Source organism: Mycobacterium sp. (assembly GCF_035274705.1).
In the GTDB taxonomy this organism is placed as follows: domain Bacteria; phylum Actinomycetota; class Actinomycetes; order Mycobacteriales; family Mycobacteriaceae; genus Mycobacterium.
This window is the reverse complement of sequence record NZ_DATENY010000012.1, coordinates 45,192-66,534: the sequence shown is the minus strand read 5'-3', so window position 1 is coordinate 66,534 and position 21,343 is coordinate 45,192. Positions and strand designations below refer to the sequence as shown.

General features: G+C 61.3%; 20 protein-coding genes. 18 read left to right on the top strand and 2 right to left on the bottom strand.

Features of this window, described 5'->3' with window-relative positions; all coding sequences use genetic code 11:
- Positions 1-7: 7 nt before the first annotated feature.
- On the bottom strand, positions 8-1,267 hold the full coding sequence (locus VJV41_RS02620; RefSeq protein ID WP_325330789.1) for a cytochrome P450: 1,260 nt from the start codon (positions 1,265-1,267) through the stop codon (positions 8-10).
- A gap of 167 nt (positions 1,268-1,434) precedes the next feature.
- On the opposite strand from VJV41_RS02620, the gene VJV41_RS02615 reads away from it, so the two are divergent.
- The 14 genes from VJV41_RS02615 (at position 1,435) to VJV41_RS02550 (ending at position 15,295) form a co-directional block, all read left to right on the top strand.
- Entirely contained in the window at positions 1,435-1,986 is a 552-nt protein-coding gene (locus VJV41_RS02615; protein WP_325330787.1) for a TetR/AcrR family transcriptional regulator, read from the top strand.
- 100 nt (positions 1,987-2,086) lie between these two features.
- Positions 2,087-3,280, top strand: a complete 1,194-nt coding sequence (locus tag VJV41_RS02610; protein WP_325330785.1) for a CoA transferase — start codon at positions 2,087-2,089, stop codon at positions 3,278-3,280.
- Between the two features lie 405 nt (positions 3,281-3,685).
- Positions 3,686-4,408, top strand: coding sequence for a hypothetical protein (locus VJV41_RS02605; protein ID WP_325330783.1), 723 nt, complete (start codon positions 3,686-3,688; stop codon positions 4,406-4,408).
- Between the two features lie 713 nt (positions 4,409-5,121).
- A complete protein-coding gene (locus VJV41_RS02600; protein ID WP_414684863.1) occupies positions 5,122-5,988 on the top strand; it encodes an MlaE family ABC transporter permease in 867 nt (288 codons plus the stop codon).
- A gap of 95 nt (positions 5,989-6,083) precedes the next feature.
- Positions 6,084-6,860, top strand: coding sequence for an ABC transporter permease (locus tag VJV41_RS02595; RefSeq protein ID WP_325330781.1), 777 nt, complete (start codon positions 6,084-6,086; stop codon positions 6,858-6,860).
- A 17-nt stretch (positions 6,861-6,877) separates the two neighbouring features.
- Positions 6,878-8,011: an MlaD family protein gene (locus tag VJV41_RS02590; protein ID WP_325330819.1), complete on the top strand. Its 1,134-nt coding sequence runs from the start codon at positions 6,878-6,880 to the stop codon at positions 8,009-8,011.
- Positions 8,008-9,015 carry an MlaD family protein gene (locus tag VJV41_RS02585; RefSeq protein ID WP_325330779.1) on the top strand — a complete coding sequence of 336 codons (1,008 nt, stop codon included), beginning with the start codon at positions 8,008-8,010 and terminating at the stop codon, positions 9,013-9,015. Before VJV41_RS02590 ends, VJV41_RS02585 begins: the two co-directional genes overlap by 4 nt.
- On the top strand, positions 9,003-9,980 hold the full coding sequence (locus VJV41_RS02580) for an MlaD family protein (protein ID WP_325330777.1): 978 nt from the start codon (positions 9,003-9,005) through the stop codon (positions 9,978-9,980). The genes VJV41_RS02585 and VJV41_RS02580 overlap by 13 nt, the downstream gene beginning before the upstream one ends.
- Before the next feature lie 122 nt (positions 9,981-10,102).
- Complete coding sequence (locus tag VJV41_RS02575; RefSeq protein WP_325330775.1) at positions 10,103-11,107, top strand: MlaD family protein; 1,005 nt, start codon at positions 10,103-10,105, stop codon at positions 11,105-11,107.
- Positions 11,104-12,099 (top strand): MlaD family protein, encoded by a 996-nt coding sequence (locus tag VJV41_RS02570; RefSeq protein ID WP_325330817.1) that lies wholly within the window; start codon positions 11,104-11,106, stop codon positions 12,097-12,099. Before VJV41_RS02575 ends, VJV41_RS02570 begins: the two co-directional genes overlap by 4 nt.
- A complete protein-coding gene (locus VJV41_RS02565) occupies positions 12,096-13,064 on the top strand; it encodes an MlaD family protein (RefSeq protein ID WP_325330773.1) in 969 nt (322 codons plus the stop codon). Before VJV41_RS02570 ends, VJV41_RS02565 begins: the two co-directional genes overlap by 4 nt.
- A gap of 53 nt (positions 13,065-13,117) precedes the next feature.
- Positions 13,118-13,756 (top strand): hypothetical protein, encoded by a 639-nt coding sequence (locus VJV41_RS02560; RefSeq protein WP_325330771.1) that lies wholly within the window; start codon positions 13,118-13,120, stop codon positions 13,754-13,756.
- 117 nt (positions 13,757-13,873) lie between these two features.
- Positions 13,874-14,482: a hypothetical protein gene (locus tag VJV41_RS02555; RefSeq protein WP_414684864.1), complete on the top strand. Its 609-nt coding sequence runs from the start codon at positions 13,874-13,876 to the stop codon at positions 14,480-14,482.
- A 471-nt stretch (positions 14,483-14,953) separates the two neighbouring features.
- On the top strand, positions 14,954-15,295 hold the full coding sequence (locus VJV41_RS02550) for a DUF732 domain-containing protein (protein ID WP_325330767.1): 342 nt from the start codon (positions 14,954-14,956) through the stop codon (positions 15,293-15,295).
- A 134-nt stretch (positions 15,296-15,429) separates the two neighbouring features.
- Here the strand turns inward: VJV41_RS02550 and VJV41_RS02545 are convergent, their stop codons facing one another.
- On the bottom strand, positions 15,430-15,861 hold the full coding sequence (locus VJV41_RS02545; protein ID WP_325330766.1) for a hypothetical protein: 432 nt from the start codon (positions 15,859-15,861) through the stop codon (positions 15,430-15,432).
- 617 nt (positions 15,862-16,478) lie between these two features.
- Between VJV41_RS02545 and VJV41_RS02540 the strand changes: the two genes are divergently transcribed.
- The 4 genes from VJV41_RS02540 to VJV41_RS02525 are packed head-to-tail and all read left to right on the top strand — an operon-like array spanning position 16,479 to position 21,334.
- Positions 16,479-17,165: a hypothetical protein gene (locus VJV41_RS02540; RefSeq protein WP_325330765.1), complete on the top strand. Its 687-nt coding sequence runs from the start codon at positions 16,479-16,481 to the stop codon at positions 17,163-17,165.
- Positions 17,162-18,682 carry a pyruvate, phosphate dikinase gene (locus tag VJV41_RS02535; RefSeq protein ID WP_325330763.1) on the top strand — a complete coding sequence of 507 codons (1,521 nt, stop codon included), beginning with the start codon at positions 17,162-17,164 and terminating at the stop codon, positions 18,680-18,682. Before VJV41_RS02540 ends, VJV41_RS02535 begins: the two co-directional genes overlap by 4 nt.
- Positions 18,672-19,700 carry a hypothetical protein gene (locus tag VJV41_RS02530; RefSeq protein WP_325330761.1) on the top strand — a complete coding sequence of 343 codons (1,029 nt, stop codon included), beginning with the start codon at positions 18,672-18,674 and terminating at the stop codon, positions 19,698-19,700. The genes VJV41_RS02535 and VJV41_RS02530 overlap by 11 nt, the downstream gene beginning before the upstream one ends.
- Positions 19,697-21,334 (top strand): PEP-utilizing enzyme, encoded by a 1,638-nt coding sequence (locus VJV41_RS02525; protein ID WP_325330759.1) that lies wholly within the window; start codon positions 19,697-19,699, stop codon positions 21,332-21,334. Before VJV41_RS02530 ends, VJV41_RS02525 begins: the two co-directional genes overlap by 4 nt.
- Positions 21,335-21,343 lie beyond the last annotated feature (9 nt).

The following is a 21,343-nucleotide window of genomic DNA, read 5'->3' as shown; positions in this document are numbered from 1 at the left end:
GGAGCCGTCATCGCGCCGACTTCTCGGGAGTGAACGTGATCGGCATCGACTTGATGCCGTGGATGAAGTTTCCGGCAAGCATCGCCGGCGTACCGGCCTGGAAATCCGGTATCCGGGTGAGCAATTCACGGAACAGAGCGCGGAGCTGGGCGCGCGCGACCTGGCTGCCGAGACAGAAGTGGCTGCCGCCGCCACCGAATCCAAGGTGCGGGTTAGGATTTCGCGACAAGTCGAACCGCTGCGGGTGCTCGAACACCGTCGTGTCCCAATTGCCGGATGCGTAGAACATGACGATCTGGTCACCGGCTTTGACCGCAACGTCCGCGAGGACGTAGTCCTGCACGCAGGTGCGCTTGAACGTCATCACCGGCGAGGCCCAGCGCACCATCTCCTCGACGGCGACCCTGATTCGCCCTTCGAAATCCTCGGCCAGCCAGAGTCGCTGGGCCGGGTGATCGGTCAGCGCCTTGGCCGCGTGCGTGGCAGTCTGCCGCGTCGTGTCGGTGCCCGCGACGCACAGCAGCGTGAAGAACGCCGAGATCTCGACATCGTTCAGCCGCTCGCCGTCGACCTCGGCGTTGACCAGCGCCGAGATCAGATCCTCACGCGGCTCGGCGCGGCGCTCCCTAGCCAACTTGCGGGCCAGAGTTGTGAGGTACCAACCGACTTCGGCGAGCGCCGGACCACGTTCCCGGCCACCCCGAACATCCGGATCGTTCCATCCGGTGATTACCTCGGCCGCGTGCGCGACTTGCGACTGGTCCGCTCGGTCAATGCCGATCATGTCGCACACCGTGCGCATCGGCAGGATTGCGGAAACTTCCTTGACGAAGTCGGCTTCGCCCTTGCCCGCTATACCGTCGACGATGTCCTTGGCATTTGCCTGGATCTGGTCCTCGATGAGCTGCACCTGGCGAGGGGTGAACGCGGCTCGGAGGAGCTTGCGGATCTTGGTGTGTTCGGGGGGATCCATGGCAAGAATCGACTGTGAACCACGCAGTACGTCAGGAGGCAAGTTCTCGAACGTGACGCCCTTGCCCGAGATGAACACATCGCTGCGCTTGCTCACCTCGACGATGTCGGCGTGCCGGACGACGGCCCAGTAGCCGGGGTTGTCGTCCGGCATCCATGGGTCCTCGACCTGGGGTTGCCAGGTGATCGGACGTTCCTCGCGGAGGAGTGCGAACGATTCCTCACGTTCGGCGGCGGTCTTCGCCCAGAAGGCCTTCGAGGAAAGTTCGACGTCGTCGAACGTACGGATGGTCACTATTGCTCCGGAACGTAGACGGAATTAGTTGTCGGGTAGGCGGACGGAGCGCGTTTCGGCTTCGCCGAATGGCGCGCTCTACATCGAGCCCCCGCCCATACTCAACGCATCCAACCATAGAGCACGTTATGGTTCTTCGGGAAGATAGACTCCTATACGGTGGACGAATGACGCGAGTGGTCAACAGGGATCAGTACTTTGAATACGGACTCCAACTCCTTGCCGAGTCTGGCTTCAAGGGTCTTACCGTCGGCGTGCTGTGTAGCGGGCTCGGCGTGACGAGCGGTTCGTTCTACCACCACTTCGGAAGTTGGAAGAGCTTTGTCGACGCACTTCTCGACTACTGGGCAAATCGGCAGGTCGTGATCCTCAGGGAAATGTCCTTCGGCAGAGGGGGTCCGGACGACGTGGAGAAACTACGCCAGCTGACCTTGGACTTGCACCACGAGGCCGAAGCGGCTATTCGAGCGTGGGGAGCCAACGACGAATCCGTGCGCGCGGTCCAGCGCCGCGTGGACGATGCACGGCGAAAGACGGTGCAGAAGGCGATCGCCGACGTCGTCGGAGACAAGGCGCTGGCAAAAGCGCTGACTTCGCTGGGCATGTCGATGTTGGTCGGCTACCAGCAATTGTCGGCCGCCGGGCATCGTGACGACCTCGCCGTGCTGCTCGACGAGTTCATCCGCCTCATCGACTCGCACGTAGGGGAACGCGTGTAATCAGCCCCCTACCAAGGGTCCCGGTGTCTTTCGGGCCTCTATCGCACCATCGCCTACGTTATGGTTGGCGCACCATAGACAACGTTATGGAAGGTGCGACATGCATCGCGATCATGTTTCCCGCCCCATGGACGACTTTCGCGTCCTTGACTTCACGCAGAACGTCGCGGGCCCGCTCGCCGGTCAGGTTCTCGTCGATCTGGGCGCCGAAGTGATCAAAATCGAGGCCCCAGGCGGAGAGGCTGCGCGTCGCATCACCTCGCTACTGCCCGGCCGCAAGCCGCTGGCGACCTACTTCCTGCCGAACAACCGCGGAAAGAAGTCGGTGATGGTCGATCTGTCCACCGTCGACGGCAGGGAGGCAGTCCTGCGGCTGGCCGACACCACCGACGTCGTCCTGGAGGCCTTCCGGCCTGGCGTGATGGAGAAGCTCGGCCTCGGGCCGGAGGAGCTGCAACGCCGCAATCCACGGCTCGTCTACGCCCGGCTGTCTGCGTACGGGGGCAACGGTCCGAATGGCGGGCGACCCGGGATCGACCTGATGGTGCAGGCCGAGGCCGGAATGACGACCGGCATGCGCCGGCCCGACGGCAGCCCCCAAATCGTGCCTTTCCAGCTCGTCGACGGCGCGAGCGGTCACGTTCTCGCCCAGGCGGTGCTCGCCGCGCTGCTCAACCGCGAACGCCACGGAGTCGCGGACGTCGTGCGCGTCGCGATGTATGACGTGGCAGTGAGCCTGCAGGCGAATCAGCTGACTCTGCACCTGAACAATGATCCGAAATCGCGAGGGCTGCAAGAGAAGAAGCTGGAAATCGACCCTGGTGGAAAGTCGCGCCGGAAGGTAGCCTTCGCAACGCAGCCATCGGAGGCCTTCAAGGCATCCGATGGTTTCCTCGTACTCAGTGCATACATTCCCAAGCACTGGACCAAACTGTGCGAGGTCATCGGACGACCCGAGCTGGCCACCGACGAACGGTTCACCGATCAGCGCGCGCGCTCGATCAACTTCGATGACCTGAAGGCTGAGCTGGAATCCGCGCTCGCAGCCAAGACCGCCGCGGAATGGGTCGACCTGTTGCGTCGCAACGGACTGATGGCGACACTTGCCCACAACTGGAAGCAGGTCGTCGCGACGCCGATTTTTGCAGAGAACGAGTTGACCGTGACCGTCGGCGAAGGCGACCGCGAGGTGAAGGTGATCCGCACGCCCGCGCGGTACACGGCGTTCGAAACAGCGGGCGACACCCCGCCGCCGCAGGTTGGCGAGCACAACGCCGAGTTCCTAGGCCACTAGCCGAACACCACTGACGCAGTAGAGGACTGGCGATCCATTCCCTACTCGAGGTGTCTCAAACAAGGACAAACCAAGGGACTGCTTTCGCGGCGTCGTCGGCGTGCTGAGCTCTGCGATCACGCATCGCCGGCGGGCGAGGAAGCCGTGTCGGCAGCGAAGTACTAGATCGTGTTGCCGCACCGCGTGACTCAGTTTGCTCGCATGCCCCGTTCGACGTGGGCGCTCCTGCAAGACAATGCTTGCCAGCGCACCATAGACTTTGTTATGGTGCCGGTGACTCAGGTCACCTTGCTTTCACGGTGAGGCAGGGATCACAGTGCTGTACATAGAGATTCGCGCGGCGAACACATCGCCGCGGCCGTTCCGGCGCAACCGGAGCCGGAGCGCGTCAATGGAGGTTCAGAGTTGAACTACGGACTCGCAACTCCGCAGTTGATGCGACTGAAGGGGCGGCTGAGATTGCCAGATCTCGTCGCTGACGCCGGTCTGACGCACGATGAATCAGAGGTAGTGGTGCAGGAGTCGCGGCGGCCAGGGAAATTCGAGAAATCCGGCGGTCGACTTCGGCTCACGGCGCAGGGACACGAGGCGCTGACTCACCTGATCGCGCAGGAGCGACTCCGAATCGATCTGGTTGTGGCGCCCGGAGCGAGCCGGCGGGTAACGAGGCATCGGTGTTACCGCGCGGGCATCCGGGCGGTCGTCGTGGCGACGATGACTGCGACGATGGCCATTCTGTTGGCACCGGCGTCGAACGCGGACCCCACCACGACTTTGAGATCGGCGGCGGAGGGGAAACGTGGTGGATGCCCAGCGCTGCAAGCAGATCCCGTGCTCGACGGGGTTGCTCAACGCGCCAACGGTGAGACGCAATCGTACGCCGAACACACGGCCCGGTTCACTCCCTTCGAAGACCCGATGCCGGTGTTGCGCGAGTTGGCCTACCCGGCCGGCAAGGCCAAATTGTTGGCAGGTTACGGAGACAGCCAGGAGAAGGCCATATATGGAGCTGTCCTGTTCGGGTGGGAGGCGATACCCGACTGCACATATACGCGATACGGCGCCGACGTACTCAGCAATGCCGACCAGGGGTACAGCCTGGCTGCCGTCGTATTAGTCGGCGGCTAGGGGGTTTAACGAAATGACGGTTAAGCGATGTCTTTCGCCGCCCACCAAATTTGCGCGCGGTGACCAGCACGGCGCTTGGAAGCGCGCGATCGCGCCAGCCTACTGGCGGGTGCCAACCGACCTCGCGGCGAGACCGCCGACCGCGACGCATCGTTGGGAATTGCCAACCGATCACGCGGTACCCGTCGCCTGCACTCCTTTGACACTCACAGCAAACATGGCTGACCCAGACCGCTGTCCCGGACCGACAAGCCGTCGTCGAAGCCACGAGACCATCTCGACCCGCCTAGTGTTTTCGACGCACGGTTGGCTGTTACATGGCCGGATCGGATTGCTCGGCGGGTTGCAGACCGATATACCTTCCATGCCAGAAAAGTGCGGAGACTCCTTGGAACCAAACATATTTGGTGCTTATTCGGACTTATCGATGACTTCGGAAAAGTATTGACCGAATAACATGACAGCCATATAAGACTCGCGGCAGCCACTGAGACCGTCGTCACGGTTCGTTGGTCTCTACCCCGCCTGAGCGCACCCAGTGCAACGTAGTCACCAGACCAAAATGATCGAAAGCAGCAAATAGATGAAACCTACTCACAAGCCTTGGGCACCATGGCGCCGATGACATGCATCGAGTACGCCGCGGTGGGACCTTGCAACTGCTTTCCTGACTGCCATCTGGGATTTAGTGGCCGCGGATTGGGGGAGCACCGGTGACGACCACTGCCCGATGGTACCGAGCGGCAAGGTTGCCACAACCAAGTTTTGCCCTCCCGCGGGCAGCAGCCCACCTAGCTGCGACGGTGCCATTGAGAAGCGCAGGAACCATCGGTCGTGCCGTAATGCTGACCGGGGCGGTGCTGTGGTACTCGGTAGTCGATGTCATATCGCTGCGACTGAGATTCGGCGAAGTCGTCGTCCAATGTTGGATGCTGTACAAGGTCACCGCTCTGCCGGCCATTCTGATGGCCATACCTTTCGGCGGCATGGTTGCTGTGCAGGCGTCGGGTTTGATCAACCAGGTCGGGGCTTCCTCCCTCGTCGGGGCGGCGAGCGGGGTCGGCGTCGTGCGCCAGGGAGCGCCAATTACGGCTGGTCTGCTCATGGGCGGTGCCGCCGCTTCGGCTATCGCATCCGATCTGGGCGCACGGGCAATCCGAGAAGAACTCGACGCGCTTCGCGCGCTGGGGGTCGATCCAGTTCGTTATCTAGTTGTACCGCGGTTCCTCGCACTGATAGTTCTTGCGCCGGTACTGTGCTCAATCATCATCGCCTCAGCGGTGATTGCGTCGTTCATTCTGGCAATCACTGTGAGCGACGTGACGAGTGGCAGCTTCTGGGCGTCGTTCGGCGCGTTTGCGACGATAGTCGACGTATGGTTCGCGATCGGCAAGGCTGTTGTGTTCGCGGCGATAGTGGCGATCGTGTCATCGCTCAGAGGCTTTGAAGCCAAGGGCGGACCAAGAGGCGTGGCCGACGCGGTGAACGCGGCCGTAGTGTTGAACGTAGTCGGCATCGTCGTTGCGAACCTAGCTATCACGCAGCTGCAAACGATGTTCTTCCCCATGGCGGTCGCTTGATGGGCACCGCAACATCAGGTCAGCAGGCGGCGCCAGCGCGATACCACCACGTACTGCAGCGGATTACGGGACTTCTTCAGGCACCCTTGCACACGATGGGGCAGGCGACCCTTTTCGTCTCCCAAGTCCTGTACCTCCTCCCCGTGACTGTTCGTAGCTATCGCAAAGAGACGCTAAGCCGAATGAACAGCCTGGCGTGGGGCCGCGGCTCACTGGTTGTCGATGGTGGCGTGGTGAGTGTCCTGATAATTCTCGGCATCGCGATCGGCGCGTCTATCGCGATCGAAGCTTTCGCGACGTTGAACATGCTGGGAATGGGTGCGCTATCGGGAATTGTTGGTGGCCTAGCCAACGTTCGCGAGATGTCACCCCTGGTCGCCGGCATCGCGTTCGCCGCGCAGGCCGGTACTCGAATGACCGCGGAGATCGGAGCGATGCGGATCGCCGAGGAGATCGACGCCACTGAGGCCATGGGGTTGCGGCCGATACCGTTTGTGGTGGGGACACGCTTGGTCGGCGGAATGCTCATCGTCATACCGGGGTTCGCGCTCACTCTACTGGTCAGCTTCTTCACCTCGAACGCAATGATCACGAAGTTCTACGGTCAGCCCACCGGAACTTACGGTCACTATTTCGTTCAGTTCCTCTCCCCGGCGGATCTCTTGTACTCCACGCTGAAGGCCGCAGTGTTCTGCGCATCTGTGACGATAATCCACTGCTACTACGGCTATTTCGCATCTGGTGGTCCGGCTGGCGTAGGCCTGGCGTCTGGCCGCGCAGTCCGTGCGAGCCTCGTGTGCATCATGACGGTGGACTTCATTCTCACTGTCATCCTGTGGGGTCTTAAACCGACATTCGTGTTCAAGGGGTAGAGGATTCACTAGTGACGATGCTGCTCAGGGTGTCCGAAAAACGGTACACACGCATTCTCACGATGATCGGTGCAGCCGCCGCTCTCGGGTTGGTAGTTTCCCTTGTCCTGTACGCCGTGCTCAGCCAGTCCGATCATCCGGCTAAGACCGTCATCTCTGTCGGTATCGATGCGTCATACGTAGGCCAGGGTGTCGACGATGGCACCCCGGTCATCATGCATGGCGTCAAAGTGGGTGAGGTCAAGGCGATTTCGAATTTGCCAGGCAGTCGCGTGCGGCTGAGGGTGGACCTGCAAACCGGACCAACGACAGGCTTGACCGATGCCGTGGGAATCGATTTTCGGCCATCCAATTACTTCGGAGTGACCGGCATAAATTTGATTCCCGCCGACCATGGGCAGCCCCTTCGGAACGGCTCCTCGCTCAAGATTACGCCCGAGGGCAACTTCACCCTTCAAGCGTTGTTGTATCGTCTCGGCGAGTTGTCGCATCAAGTCGTCACCCCGCGGCTGGTCAATGTGATCGAGCGCGCTACCCGTTACACGGATGCGCTGAATCCGCTCTTCGAAACAATGATCGTCGTTTCCAAGACCGTTGCCGACGTGCAGACAGTTAGCACCGAGCAACTTCTGAAGAACGCAGCCGGGATCAGCGTCGGCTTCCCAGCGCTTGCGGACGGGGCGATCAGCACGGGCGACTTGTACCTGAAGACCTACATTGGCACGAACTTCGACCCCGCCAAGGACAGGGCCAAAAATCCGTATATCGACACGTACGACGACGTGCTCTTGAACAACTACAACGCTACATCTCATGAATTGGCCACGAACCCTGACAAATTCGTCTTCGGTCGGTTTCAGGAGTGGTTGGACGGAGCCGAGTTCGACCTGTTCAGCAAGGTTGGGTCGCTGCTGTCATCCCATACCTACGAATTGTTTCCGGTTGTGGACCAAATCCGCGTCATGACCGACGTTGTTCCTCGACTGCTAAACCCCGAAGACCTCGGTAACAAGCTCCGCGAACTACGTACTCGGCTGGAGCGCATGTATGCAGGATCAGGGGACCAGCGCGCGTTGCAGGTACGGGTCCTACTTGATCAGCTACCGGGAGTCGCGGCACCACTCGGAATTGCGCTGGGGGCCGCGGAATGACGAAACCCTTTGGTGCATTATGGCGGTTCACGATCGCGTCTGCCATCAGCGTCGTACTGCTGATCGTCATAGCCAACGTGATCATGCAACCCGTCGCTAGCCCTCTGAGTAACTACAGTGCGGAATTCATCGATGTGTCGGGCCTGCACGAGGGGGCAGATGTGCGGGTTCGCGGCGTGCAAGTCGGCAAGGTCGAAGCGCTTCAGCTAGAACGATCGAACGGACGAAGCATTGCAACCGTTCACTTCACTATGCAGCGCGAGTACAGCATTGTGCCTGAGAGTCGTGTAGCGGTGAAGTTTCAGGCGCTAACTGGGTTGCGTTACCTCGACATAACCGGTGCGGCCAAAGGTGCAGTGCCGCCCGCGGATCGGATTACCAGCGTGCCAACCACGATGACCCAACCATCGTTCGACATCACCGTGCTCTTCAACGGACTGCAGCCGGTCCTGGAATCGTTGGATCCCAACGAAATCAACACGTTCACCGACAATGTCGCAACATTTCTCGACGGTGACGGTGATGGCCTTGGGTCAATGTTCGCGAGCATCCGCAGGCTGACTGCGTTGGTCACCGACCGCGAATCAGTCATCGCGACGATCGTAAGCAATCTCAAGGTGCTCGCCGAAAACGTGCACGGGCGCTCCGACTCGCTGATCCGGATCCTGGACCAGGTCAAACTGCCGATCGACTCGGCGATGACCGTCCTCGACGAGTTCCGGAAGTCACATCTCTACGGTCCCGACTTCGTTGGTCAGGTGGTGCGACTGCTGGACGCCGCAGGACTCGCACCCGGCTGGAATCCCGAAACGGCGCTCGACAAAGCGGTTACCAACGTCTACAACGAGATCGACGGAATCAAGCGAATTCCGGTGGTATGGGAGAACATTCAACCGCCGCCCATCGCAGGTACCGCGACACCTTGTTCCAAGGGGCGTGCCGAACTGCCTTTGCCCGTGGATGTGCTCCTCAATGGCCGCAAGGTGGTCGTATGCAATCAGTGATCCGTTCCGCACGCAATCCCATGTTGTGGGGGATCGCGAGCATCGTCATGGCGACTGTTGTTGGCGTGGTCGTTGCATGGGTATATGTCGCACCGCCGAGTCAAGAGCTCGTCACCTTCAATACTGACGATGCGGCCGCGGTGAGTACAGGCGATACGGTCCGAGTCGCGGGCATCGTCGTCGGCAAGGTCAAGGATCGTGCCATCGACCAGAACCATGTTCGGGTGCGGCTTAGCGTGGACAAGCACGTGTTTATCGGCGACCAAACGCAAGTCGAAGTCCGAATGCTCACTGTGATCGGGGGTTATTACGTGAGCCTGATTCCGCTCGGCGACGCGCCCTTGGGTTCGCGTCCGATTCCTGTGGAACGGGTCACGATGCCATACAGCCTGATTCGTACCCTGTCGGACTCGACGAAAATCACCGACAATGTCGCAACTAAACCGATCAACGAATCGCTGAATCAGATTCAGCAGGGTCTCACGGGAAGCAACACTGAAACCCTGACCGAGCTTCTCGACGCCGGCAACACCGTCAGCCAGGTTCTGGAGCGTCAGGGGGGCCAGCTGACCAGCATTCTTGAGATGTCCAATGAATACATTCAACGATTGAACGACAACCGCGAACTGCTCGAGCATTTGATTTCTCGCGTCGCCATCTTGGAAGAGACACTAGTCCTTTACGGCAAGGGCTTCGGCTCGGCCATCGACGGGCTGGGGAAGATAATGACTCGGCTCGAACCTCTCGGTGACTTCTACATGCATCACAGGCAGGACTTTCTGAACAAGGTCCGAGGCATCCTTGGCGAGTTTCAGACCATCGCCGACCGAAATGGCGTCATAGTCCGCATTCTCGGCCGCGTACGTCAACGAATGGAAACGACATTGGAGGCCCAAAACGCCGGCACGCCACCGGAATTGTTCGCCACGGATCTTTGCTTCCCGACTGAGGGAAGTCGCTGCTGATGTACGGTTACTCTTCGGGTCGTTCGATTTGTGCGATGGCTCTTGCGGCATTGATGGTCATCTTCGGCGCGGCATCATGTGGTCGCCCCGAAGCAGAAGATGCTGAAAACCATTGCGCCATCATGTCCGACAGCGTGGGTCTGTACGTCGGCAATCCCGTGACCACGATGGGATACCCGATCGGCGTCATAAAGGCCGTCGAGCCGCGAGCCCTTGACGTCAAGGTCGTGTTCACCATAAACCCCGGAGAGCACGTGCCCGCTGACGTTAAGGCAGTCACTCGGTCACCATCGATCCTCGCCGACCGAGCGCTGGAACTGGTCGGTAACTACAGTGGCGGTCCACAACTCAAGCCTGCCGAATGCATCCCACTGAGTCGCACCTCCACACCGATGAGCATCTCGAAGACCATCGGTTCAGCAACTGACTTCGTCAACGCCGTCAATCCAAAGGGCTCAACGAACCTGCAGGACTCCTTGCGCGGGATCGATGAGGCGTTGACGGGCAACGGAGTAAGCGCCAATGAACTCCTCACCAGATCGTCACAGCTGCTGGACAACCCAGACAAGACGATTTCGGAGATGGGCGAGATCACCAGGAACATGGCTGAGTTGACTTCGATGTTGCGGGCCAACAGAGAACCCCTGAAACAGATCGTGCGCGACTTGCCGGCGACCGGCCCGGACCTGATAAAGGCCGCGGCGGCCTTCCCTCCCTTTGCATTACCCCTGCCCGAGCTCCTCACCGCCATCACCGACCTCGAACTCGAGCTGGGACCTGAGATTCAGAACGCGCTTGATGCAACGAGTGAACTACTGCGGATCGCCAGTCCGCACTACAAGGGGATCGCGGACATACTCAATCCATTGCCGCGGTTTATCAGCGGCCTCAACGGCGAGCAGCCCGGCGCACTCGCCGGCGGCCTGGCAAAGCACATCAACGGTCACCTGTTCGACTTGTTGACATGGCGCCCGCCGCTGTTCCGCATACCCACACCGAACGGCCTGCTGGCATGTGGCGCCATGAACGCGTCGCTGCCGGGCAGTTGCGCCGACATCGGGGGCAGACCGTACGCGGCGGATGTAGCTCTCCTGCAATACGTACTGACGGAGGCCCAGCGGCGATGAACGTTCGAGTGCGAGCGCTGATCTGTACCCTGATCTGCGGCCTCACCGCGACGGGATGTGCGTCGCTGTCCATCGATGCCATTCCGGCGCCAGGCAGCGATTATCGGGACGGATACGAGATCGTTGTGGAATTCGCCAACGTCCTCAACCTCCCTGATAGAGCCAAGGTGGTCATGGGCGGGAAAACAATCGGGGTTGTTACCAACGCCGATGTGGTCGCTGATCATGTCAACGTCACGGCCCGCGTGGGCAGTGGCGTCGAAGTCCCGTCCAACAGCGCTGCGGTGCTGCAGCAGGCAACTGTTCTAGGCGACATCTACCTCGCACTTGAGCGTCCCCCAGGCGAGGAACCACTGGGACCGCCGCTCGCGCCCGGAGGACGTATTCCCCTGGAGCACACGGTCTCGCCGCCCCAGATTGAGGACACCCTTGCAAATATGGCGAACTTCATCGGTAGCGGGTCGATCCAGCGTGCACAGAACACCATCATGCGGCTCAACCGCATCACTCCTCCGAAGGACGAAGTGCGCAGGGTGGTTTCCCAGGTGACCACCGACCTCGTCCAATTGTCGGACAACATTGACACAGTCGATGTGATGCTCAGTGGGATCGAACAAACCTCGACGATGCTGGGTGCGCGCGCGCCCCAGCTCAACTTCTGGTTTTCACCCGAGGGAGTGCGCGGGTTTGAGCGATCCACGGTTATAGCAAAGAAGTTCGGCAAGTTGTTGCCGTCGATTGGTTCGATCTACAACGGCGGATACTGGTTGGTCCCGATGATGACTTCGGCCGCGACCGCCCTGCAGGCTCTACAGGGATCGAAGCAGATCGTTGAGGAGGAGTACCCCGCCTACCGACGATTCATCAATGAGTATTTCCTGCCGCAGGACAAGTATCCGGCGATCAACGTCACATCAATCATCGGTCCGGACGGGCGGGAGCTGTCGGGAAATGTGGAACAGGTACTGCGGATGCTAGGAGCGGTCCCGTGATCGCCAAAACTACGGCGACGTTCGTTGCGTTCTCAGTGATGATCGTTGGATTCCTTGTCTACGTCGCAGCATTGGGCTTGCGCGTTTCGCCGCCCTCTGCCCGGGCCAACCTGACTCTGGAAGTGCCCGATGTAAACAACCTCGTCGTCGACTCCAGCGTCCTCCTTCGTGGAGTACCCGTGGGGAAGGTAAGTCGCATCGACACGACTATCTCGAATGCAACCATCCACTTCTACATCGATAGCAAGTTCAAGGTTCCCGCCGACAGCCTGGTTCGTCTCGAAAACCTCTCGGCGCTCGGCGAGTCGTATATCGAACTCGAGCCACAGAAGTCCGAAGGGCCCGCGTTCATCGATGGTCAGCATGTCGCGAGCGACCTAATCAAAGCGCCGCGGTCGATTTCGGAGTTGGGGACGAGCGTAGTTCGGATGTTGAACCAGCTCGACCCAGGCCAGCTCGAGAACGTCATCAAAGAGGCAGACGCTGGTCTACCGGATCCCTACGCGGTCCTACCCAACCTGGAGCGTGCCAGCAATCTACTCCGCAACACTACTGCCGGCCTCAACGGTCACGGCAAGATGGCGCTGGAAAACCTTCAGAGTCTGTTGGAGAACGCCGGCTTTGTCGGCTCGCTACTCGCCGACGCTGCGCCATACGTCCGAGAGCTTGGGCCGTACGTTCACGACCTGTGGGATTACGGGGCGAGTATAAATCTGCGCCTCGATTCGCCGGGAAACGTCTACATCATCGGCAAGTTCATCCAACGCATCCAGAAATTGCTAGACGACCGGGCACCTGACATCAGGGTGCTCACCGAACCCCTCACGCCGAACATTCAGGCCATCGCGAACAGTCTTGGCACCATCGACAGCGGTCAGGTCCTCACCAACCTTTTGGCGGCGGTGCCGGAAGACGGCGCGATCAACCTGCATGTGACCCTTCCGGAAAGGCAGGCTGGTAACTGATGTGCCCCGTGGACGGAGACGCTCTGGACGAGGATATGAAAGATGGTGAGGCCGTGAACATCACTGAGCTGGACACAGGCACGAAGGAGTCGGTTGCTGCCGACTCGGGCGCCTCGGAGGAGGCGGCGGCTGAGCGGGAGACGCCTAAGGAAGGAAGTGCTCGCGGACAACGGCGCATCTCCATCTCGCTTCGAACCTTGGCCCTCGTGTCCATTGTCGTGGGATTGATCGGTGCGGTGGTGGTCATGACATGGCTATACGTGGGTACGAATACCAAGCTCGATGCGCAGGCGCAGCAAGCACGAGACGAAACCCACGCTGAGCAAATAGCTCTCGACTATGCCGTGAGAGCAGCGATCATGAATCATCAAGATTTGGGACCATGGAAGAAGGCGTTGGTCGAGGGCACTACTCCGGAACTCACCAAGAAGCTCTCGGAAGCTGCGAACGCAATGGAGCAAATCCTGCTTCCGCTGCAATGGACTTCCACTGCAAAGCCCCTTGCCGCCAAGGTGAGGTCACACGAAAATGGCGTTTACGTTGTCGACGCTTTCGTTAGCGTCATGACGAAGACCGTCCAGGCCGCTGAGAACTTGCAGTCGACCGCGACTTACAGCGTGACCGTCGACCCCGCCAATGGCTGGAAGATCAGCGATGTCGGGGGCATTGCCCAAATCGTGGGGGACAAGTAGCGCACGTTCCCAGAGAGCATGGGCCAATGTCCGGCCGCGGCGTAATGAGTCTGTGTCAGCTCAATTTTGGCGCGCAACACTCGCGACAACACCACTCGGAGGAGAGAAATGACGGTCATGATCCGACGGGCCGTGAAGCGCTACCTGATGGTGGTGATGGTTTGTCTTGCGATCGTGACTTCCGGTTACGCGGTTGCGGGCAGTGGGGCCAATGCAGATCCGGCAGATCCACCTCCTCCGCCTCTGCCGGTGTTTACGCCCACCGCCAGCGCTTGGACACCCACGTTCCCTTACCCCTACGACCAAACACGCAAGAACGTTACGGACGCCGACATCAATGCCGAGAGGGAAATGTGTCAGTGGTTCAATGCGCAGTATCTTCAATTGCGCCGCCAGATGGACGAATTCGGATTCAATCTACTCCAGGCGAGTAACGATTGGACGGTCCCCGTGATCCAATTGCAGGCCGATGCCGTAGCCGCCAACATCGAACAATCGGTCGCGTTCCTTGCCCCGCGGGCGGAGTCCCTGACACAGAGCCAGGACTTCGCCGGCGACGTCTACTTCCCGCTCTACCAAGGGGAAAGCTTCTATCGGCTGTGGCAACACCTGTCGAATACCGCGGTTGGGATCAGAGCCCGCAACACCGCCTGGGTGTACGGTCCATCAGTGCAGAGGGTCAAGCACTGGGGCAGCAAGATCGAGCGATCACACATTTGCGATTGATTCGCCGACTTCAGTGCGACGGGTAGTTATGAGTGGCGGGCAGAGGCGAAGCGGATGCAGCACAGCCGGTCGACCATCCATGCCCGGCCAGCACTTCGTCGATCAACGCCAGTGTGGTGGTGGCCGCTGGTCGCTGGAGAAGGCTACGAAACGCCACCGGGAGAACGAAAGCCCCGCGAGAATAAGAGCAACCCGCGCAGCCGCTTTCGGTCCAGTCGATCACCAGATACTCACTCGGCGACCCCCACACCGGTGGCCGCCGAACCCGGTGATTTTCGCTGCGCCCCAACGCTTTCACATGGGGCCGAACTGGATGGTGCTGACGAAGGACTTAAGCGTTCACGTTCGTTCGGCCATTCGGCGCGTATTGATGCGTCCGCTGGATAGGGTGGGTAGGGTTGACATTTCGGGTACGCAGCGGTCCGGCGGCACGCCTGCTCCGGGTCAGACCCAGTCGGATAGGAGTCGGGAATGTCTCGCAACTTGCGTACGTTGGGCGTACTCGGCGCGGTGTTCGCGATTGAGGCGACTGTCTTGTCCACCATGGTCGGCATCCCCGCCGCGAGAGCCGACTCCACTTCTTATCTTCAAAAACTGCACGAGGCCGGGATCAATCCGCCGCGCGGCGACAACGAGTTAAAAGAGTGGGGCTGGGAAGTGTGTTTGCTCTTTCTGAGAGGCAAATCTCCAGTCGAAGCGGTCGAGCAAGCCGTATACAACTCCGCCGCGAAGCCTCTTTATGGGATGACGGAAGAGCAAGCTAATACAGTTGTCGACATCGCGGCAAGCGATCTGTGCACTGACCGTCAGTAGCTGATTGTGACGCGGCGTTCGCTCCAGGTCGGCCGCTTCTTTCCTTCACCTACATCGAAAGGTTGCGCCGCACACGCGAATCGACCGCAGAAGCCTGCCCATCCCCGCCCGAAGGCCATGCAAGCGGCGCGACACTAGGCAATCTGCCAATTGCCCTGTCCGTCTCGGTAGAAGTAGTAGGCCGGGCAATACCGCGATTGGGTTACTCCGGCGCACGACGTCCCGTTACGGGTATTGGTGGTTTCGACAGGACTGGACCGTGCAAGCGAACTGGATTCCAGTCCCTGATTGATTTTGACCGTCACAAGCGCCATGACCGGGTACATGGGACTGGTGCCTTGGTCTGGATAGCCACAGCGGACACACCAGGGATCAGGCGGCGGGTTCGCGTGTTCCGTAGGCAAGCCCACCAGCGGCGTGCCATCGAGATGAACATCGACCGATGAGCCCAAAGGCTGCCCCGCGCTATAAAAATCAGCAAGGGCCTGCCTGATCTCGGAATCCGCGGGGGGCGGCCCCAGATCGCCGACGTCGCCGATGGCTTGGCTTGCGCCCACGGCGCCCATGAGGCTATAGCATCCGAAGAATAAAAGCCCCACAACCAAAAGCCGCGTGGTGGAAAGCCAGCCCCGATTTGCCCGCTCCCGGTGCGAGAGCTGGAGTGCTCGTCTCACGACTCCTCCTGTGAGGTCGAATTGCAAAGCGCTGCACAACGATTGTGCGGTGTCGTAACCGCGGCGGTATGTGCCGTCGCTGGCCCTGTCACGCAGGCTGCAGATCCGATACTTAGACGTCGTCAGTGTGCTCGAATCTGGCTGAGGCCCGGTCGACGACCGGTTTCGAGGCAATCTCGGCATCTTGAATCGGTCACCACTTTATCCGACCGGCACGTCGGGCCAGGCGGCTTTTGCCGACACCGATTGGCCCGGTTAGGACGATTCCTCTGCTGGTTCGGTCGACAAGAAATCGGGATCTGTGCCGTACCGTGCGGCCCACCCGTTGATATCGGCTCTGGTTGTGGCGGCCCGTCGCTTGAATGCGCCACCTCGATTTCTACGAGACCTGGGGCAACCTACTTCCAGAACAAGGCTTGCAGGCACACCATAGACTTTGTTATGGTGCGAGTGACCGGGGTCACCTGGCATCCACGTTGAGGCGGGGATCATAGTGCGGCACATACGGATTGATCGGCGAAGACATCGCCGCAGCCGTTCCGGCTCAACCGGATCCCGAGCGCATCCATGGAGGTTCAGAGTTGAACTACCGGCTCGAAATTCTGCAGTTGGCGCGCCTGAAGGGACGGCCGACGGTGCCGGATGTCGCCGCCGGCGCCGGCCTGACGCCCGATGAAGCAGAGTCAGCGGTGCAGGAGTTTCTGCGGGCAGGAGATCTCGAGGAATCCCGTGGTCGAGTCCGGCTCACTGCGCGCGGACGTGAGGCGCTCGCTCACTTGATAGCAGAGGAGCGACTCGGGATTGACCAAGAGCGTCTCGCGTCGGCGTACGCGCGATTCACACTCATCAACACTGAGTTCAAACAGCTGGTGACCGACTGGCAGATGCTGGACGGGTCGCACCCGAATGACCACACAAATCCGGATTACGACGCTTCGGTCATCAGCCGACTCGCTGAGTTGCACAATCAGTGCACGCCACTTCTCGGCGAACTCGCCGAGATCGCTACCCGCCTCGCGAACTACCCGGCGCGGTTCTCCTCCGCCCTGGCCAAGATTCGCGCGGGAGACCACGCGTGGTTCGCCGGTCCACTGATCGACAGCTACCACACCGCGTGGTTCGAACTGCACGAGGACCTCATCGGACTGGCTGGCCTCAGCCGTTCGGAAGAAGCGAAAGCCGGGCGGGCACAATGACCGCCCTCGCGAATCGTTGTGTGGTACTGCTGGACGGCACGACGGGCCTGGACGCAAATACGTTGGGCGGCAAGGCTTGGAGCATTGAACGCATGCGCGCCTTGGGTATGCCGGTGCCACCGGCCATTGTGCTCACCACTGAGGTCTGCAACCAGTATTACGCCAACGCCCGCACACTTCCCGACGACGTCGCCGTCGCCTTGCCCGCCGCCGTCGCCGAACTAGAGCACGCCACCGGTCGCCAGTTCGGTCGAGGCGAACAGCCCCTACTGCTTTCGGTTCGGTCTGGAGCAGCGGTGAGCATGCCGGGCATGATGGACACGATTTTGAATCTCGGATTGAACGACGCTTCCGAGCGGTCGCTGGCCGGCCATACCGGAGACGTCTTGTTCGCCCGGGACACTCGGCGGCGGTTCATTCAACAGTTCGAGCATGTCGTAGGCACAGAGCCGCCGGACGATGCCTGGCAGCAGTTACGGCAGGCCATCGACGCAGTTTTCGAATCATGGACCGGCCGGCGGGCCGCCGAGTACCGACAGGCTAGAGGCATCTCCGACGCGTGGGGGACAGCCGTCACGATTCAGGCGATGGTGTTTGGCAACCTTGACGACTGCTCGGGCACCGGGGTGTTGTTCACCCGTAATCCGTTGACGGGCAACCCGGCGCCGTACGGAGAGTGGCTGGTCCGAGGTCAAGGCGAGGACGTCGTCTCCGGTCGGATCGACGCCCGTCCGATCGAGCAACTCGCTCTCGACCTTCCGGATGTCTACCACGACCTGATGGCGAAAGCCACTGTCCTGGAACGAGACCGGCGCGATGTACAGGATATCGAGTTCACCGTGGAAAGTGGCCGGCTGTGGATGCTGCAGTCGCGCAACGCAAAAAGGTCACCCGAAGCGGCGGTTCGGCACGCCGTCCAATTGCAGCGGGAGGGGTTGATCACGCCGGACGAAGCCCTGGACCGCGTTACGCCCGAGCAGGTCGAGTCTTTGGTCACGCGTCACGTCGACTTCGGCGCCGCGGGTGCCGTGGCCGCGATCGCGAAGGGGAAGCCGGCTTGCCCCGGGATCGCGGTGGGCGTCGTCATGACCGATGTCGCGGAAGCCGAGCGGCGGGCCGACGCCGGTGAGGATGTTGTCCTCGCCCGGCCCACGACCGATCCCGACGACGTCGCGACGATGGCTCTGGCAGTGGCGGTGCTCACTGAACTCGGCGGCTCCACGTCCCACGCCGCGGTCGTGTGCAGGGAGCTGGGAGTGCCCTGCGTTGTGGGGTGCGGCGAACAAACCGTCACCGAACTCGCCGGGCAGACTGTCACCGTCGATGCCACGGCCGGCGTTGTCTATCCCGGTGCGTTACCGGTCACCGCCGCCAGTGAGCGCGACGATGCGGACCTCTCGCAGCTGCTCTCCTGGACACAGTCGGACATAGCCGCCGCGGAAGTGTCGCTGGCGGAGCGACTGCGTCGCAGAAGCCGCGGTGACCGCGGCGGAAAGGCAGTCTCCCATGACAATTGACAAAGCAGTCTCGGCCTCGGCCGCTGTGTTCACCACAGACGGAGTCGAACTCGATCCCTCCGACGACCAAGTCCACGAACGCCCGCAGGGAGTCGACCGCTGGGCGGAGAACATCCAGTGGAACGTTCGCGACCAAGCCGGACTGGGGGTGGTGTGGCACATGGGCACCATGCTCGACGACCCCCAGCTCTGGCACGTCGTTGTTGTCGTGACGCTGCCTGACGGCCAGGTCTATTCGACCAAGACCGTTGCGCCCGGCGCCGGCCAATTCGGCCCGCCGCACGCCCAATTGTCGGTTGTGGATCCGTTCCGCAAGTGGGCGTTCCGCTTTCACGGCGGAATGGTCGACGTGACGGGTGCGCAGGGCGCGACCGGGCTCGTGACGGACGAACGACACGCACCGGTGGAGATCGCCCTCGACCTCGACGCCGCCTATCCGGTCTGGATCCCCGAGGGATCAACCCATTTCGGCGACTGGGGCCGATTCCATCACGAGCAGACCGTCGAGGTGTCCGGCACCGTCACGATCAACGGCGCCGCGCATCGGCTCGCGGGCATCGGCCACCGGGATCACTCCATCGGTCCACGTGACATGAGCTTGCTGCGGCGCGGCTTTTGGGGCAATGGCGTTTTCGAATCCGGGTGGGCCTTCGCCACCATGTTCGGTGAGTACACCTCCGGTGAGTTCCAGCGCGCGGCGGTGTTCGAGCCGGACGGGGCTCGGCCCGCCACGATGTTGCGCTGGACGGATCTCGACTCGGCAAGCGGCGAGCCGCTTTTGGTGACGCTCCAGCTCGATGTCGAGGGCACGAAAAAGACCATCGAGGGCCGGATACGCCAGGGCATGGCCTTCACCGTCGTTGATGGTGCCGAGTTCGCGATGGGCACGGATCTGCGCAGTCCGGACCGGTACATGTTGACCAACCTGTTCGTCGACTGGAAGTGCGAAGGTGAGACCGGGATCGGCTATCTCGACCGCGGCGCGCTCATTCGCCTTCTGCTGGAGAAAAGTCAATGACACTAGCCGATTCCGTGCGCGGCACCGCTGCGCCGTCGGACAACGATCCAACCCGGGGGAACAGCAACCCAGACACCTACTGGACCACCGCCAACATCGGCGAGGCGGCTCCGTCAGTCATGACACCGCTGTGCTGGAGCCTTTGGGGACCAGGCAACGAACTGGCGGTGCTGCGCTGCTGGCACCGGTTCGGTCTACTCGGTCCCGATCAGGTGTACGTCGACCCGGATCAGAACAACCGCCTCACCGGAGTGTTCTACGGCCGACAAGCGATGAACGTCGATGCCATCCGCAAGTGGGTCGACCGCTTCCCCGGGATCACCGCCGACGACTTCGAGTTCGGACTGGCCGGCTCCGTTCATCCGAACCCCAAGCCATTCCCCCGCCTCAGCGACGACCAGCAGGCGCTGGTGGCCGACGTCGTCGAACAAGTACGGGGCACTCACACCGAGCGGCTCGCTGCCATGGTCGAGCGGCAGGACCATTGGTGGCGGCAAGAAGTCCTGCGGCCACCGTCCGGTGCGGATCCGGTTCGGCGCCTCGGCGTGGCCTTCGAGCGATTCGTCTGGTCGATCGGTATCCACAACGAGACGCGGCTGCTCAGCGTCGTTTCGATGGCGAACGTCTATCGGATCGCAGCTGGCGCCGAGGCGCTCGACCTCGTGCCCAGCGTGACCTCGGCGTTCGGGGACGTCGCAGAGCTTTCGATGGCGGCGGACCTGTGGAGCCTCTCGCGAGGCGAACTCGCCATCAACACGTTCATCGAGCGACACGGATTCCACGGCGAAAGTGAAGGCAACCCGGCCGGCCGCTCCTGGCGGGAAGCGCCATCCCTGCTGGAACCAATCGTCTCCGCGTTGCGTAGCCGCGACTCCACCGAACATCCTGAGCGACGAGCCGAGCACGCCGTCTCTCGTCAGCGAGCCGCGCTGGCTGAACTCGAAAGCAGACTCGACACCACTGAGGTCGTCGAGTTGCGGCAGGCACTCTCCGAGATCGCCGTCTCCGTGCGTCAGACCGAGCTCGGCAAGGCTGCTTTCCTTCGGGCGATCGACGGTTTTCGTGCTGCCGCAAGGGATCTGGGTGCTCAGCTTGTCGAGGATGGACGCATCGCCGCTGCGGACGACGTCTTCCTGTTCACGCTTGATGAACTTCGCACCGACCGTGGTGCATCAGTCAGCGGGGGTGTTCTGGCCCAGCGAAGTGAGAGCGTTTCGGAGTACCGCGGCTACACCCTGCCGACCACCTTCACCGGAATGCCCGAACCGATCGTGAAGAGCGCAGCTCGCGTCGTCTTGGGTGAAGTCCTCACCGGCGTCGGAGCCAGCGGCCGATCCTACGAGGGCACCGTCCGGATCGTCCGGCGCACTGAGGACGAAGACACGCTCGAGCCCGGCGAGGTCCTCGTCTGCGAGGCGACGGATCCCAGCTGGACACCACTTTTCATGCTGGCCGAGGCGGTTGTGATCGACATTGGCAGCGTCGGGAGCCACGGTGCCATCGTGGCCCGTGAGCTCGGCCTGCCCGCAGTCGTCAACACGATAGACGGCTCACGCCGCTTGCGCACCGGCGATCACGTCTTGGTCGACGGAGCCGCAGGAACAGTCACCGTTCTCGCTCTCGCCGCGGAATGACGGTGCCAA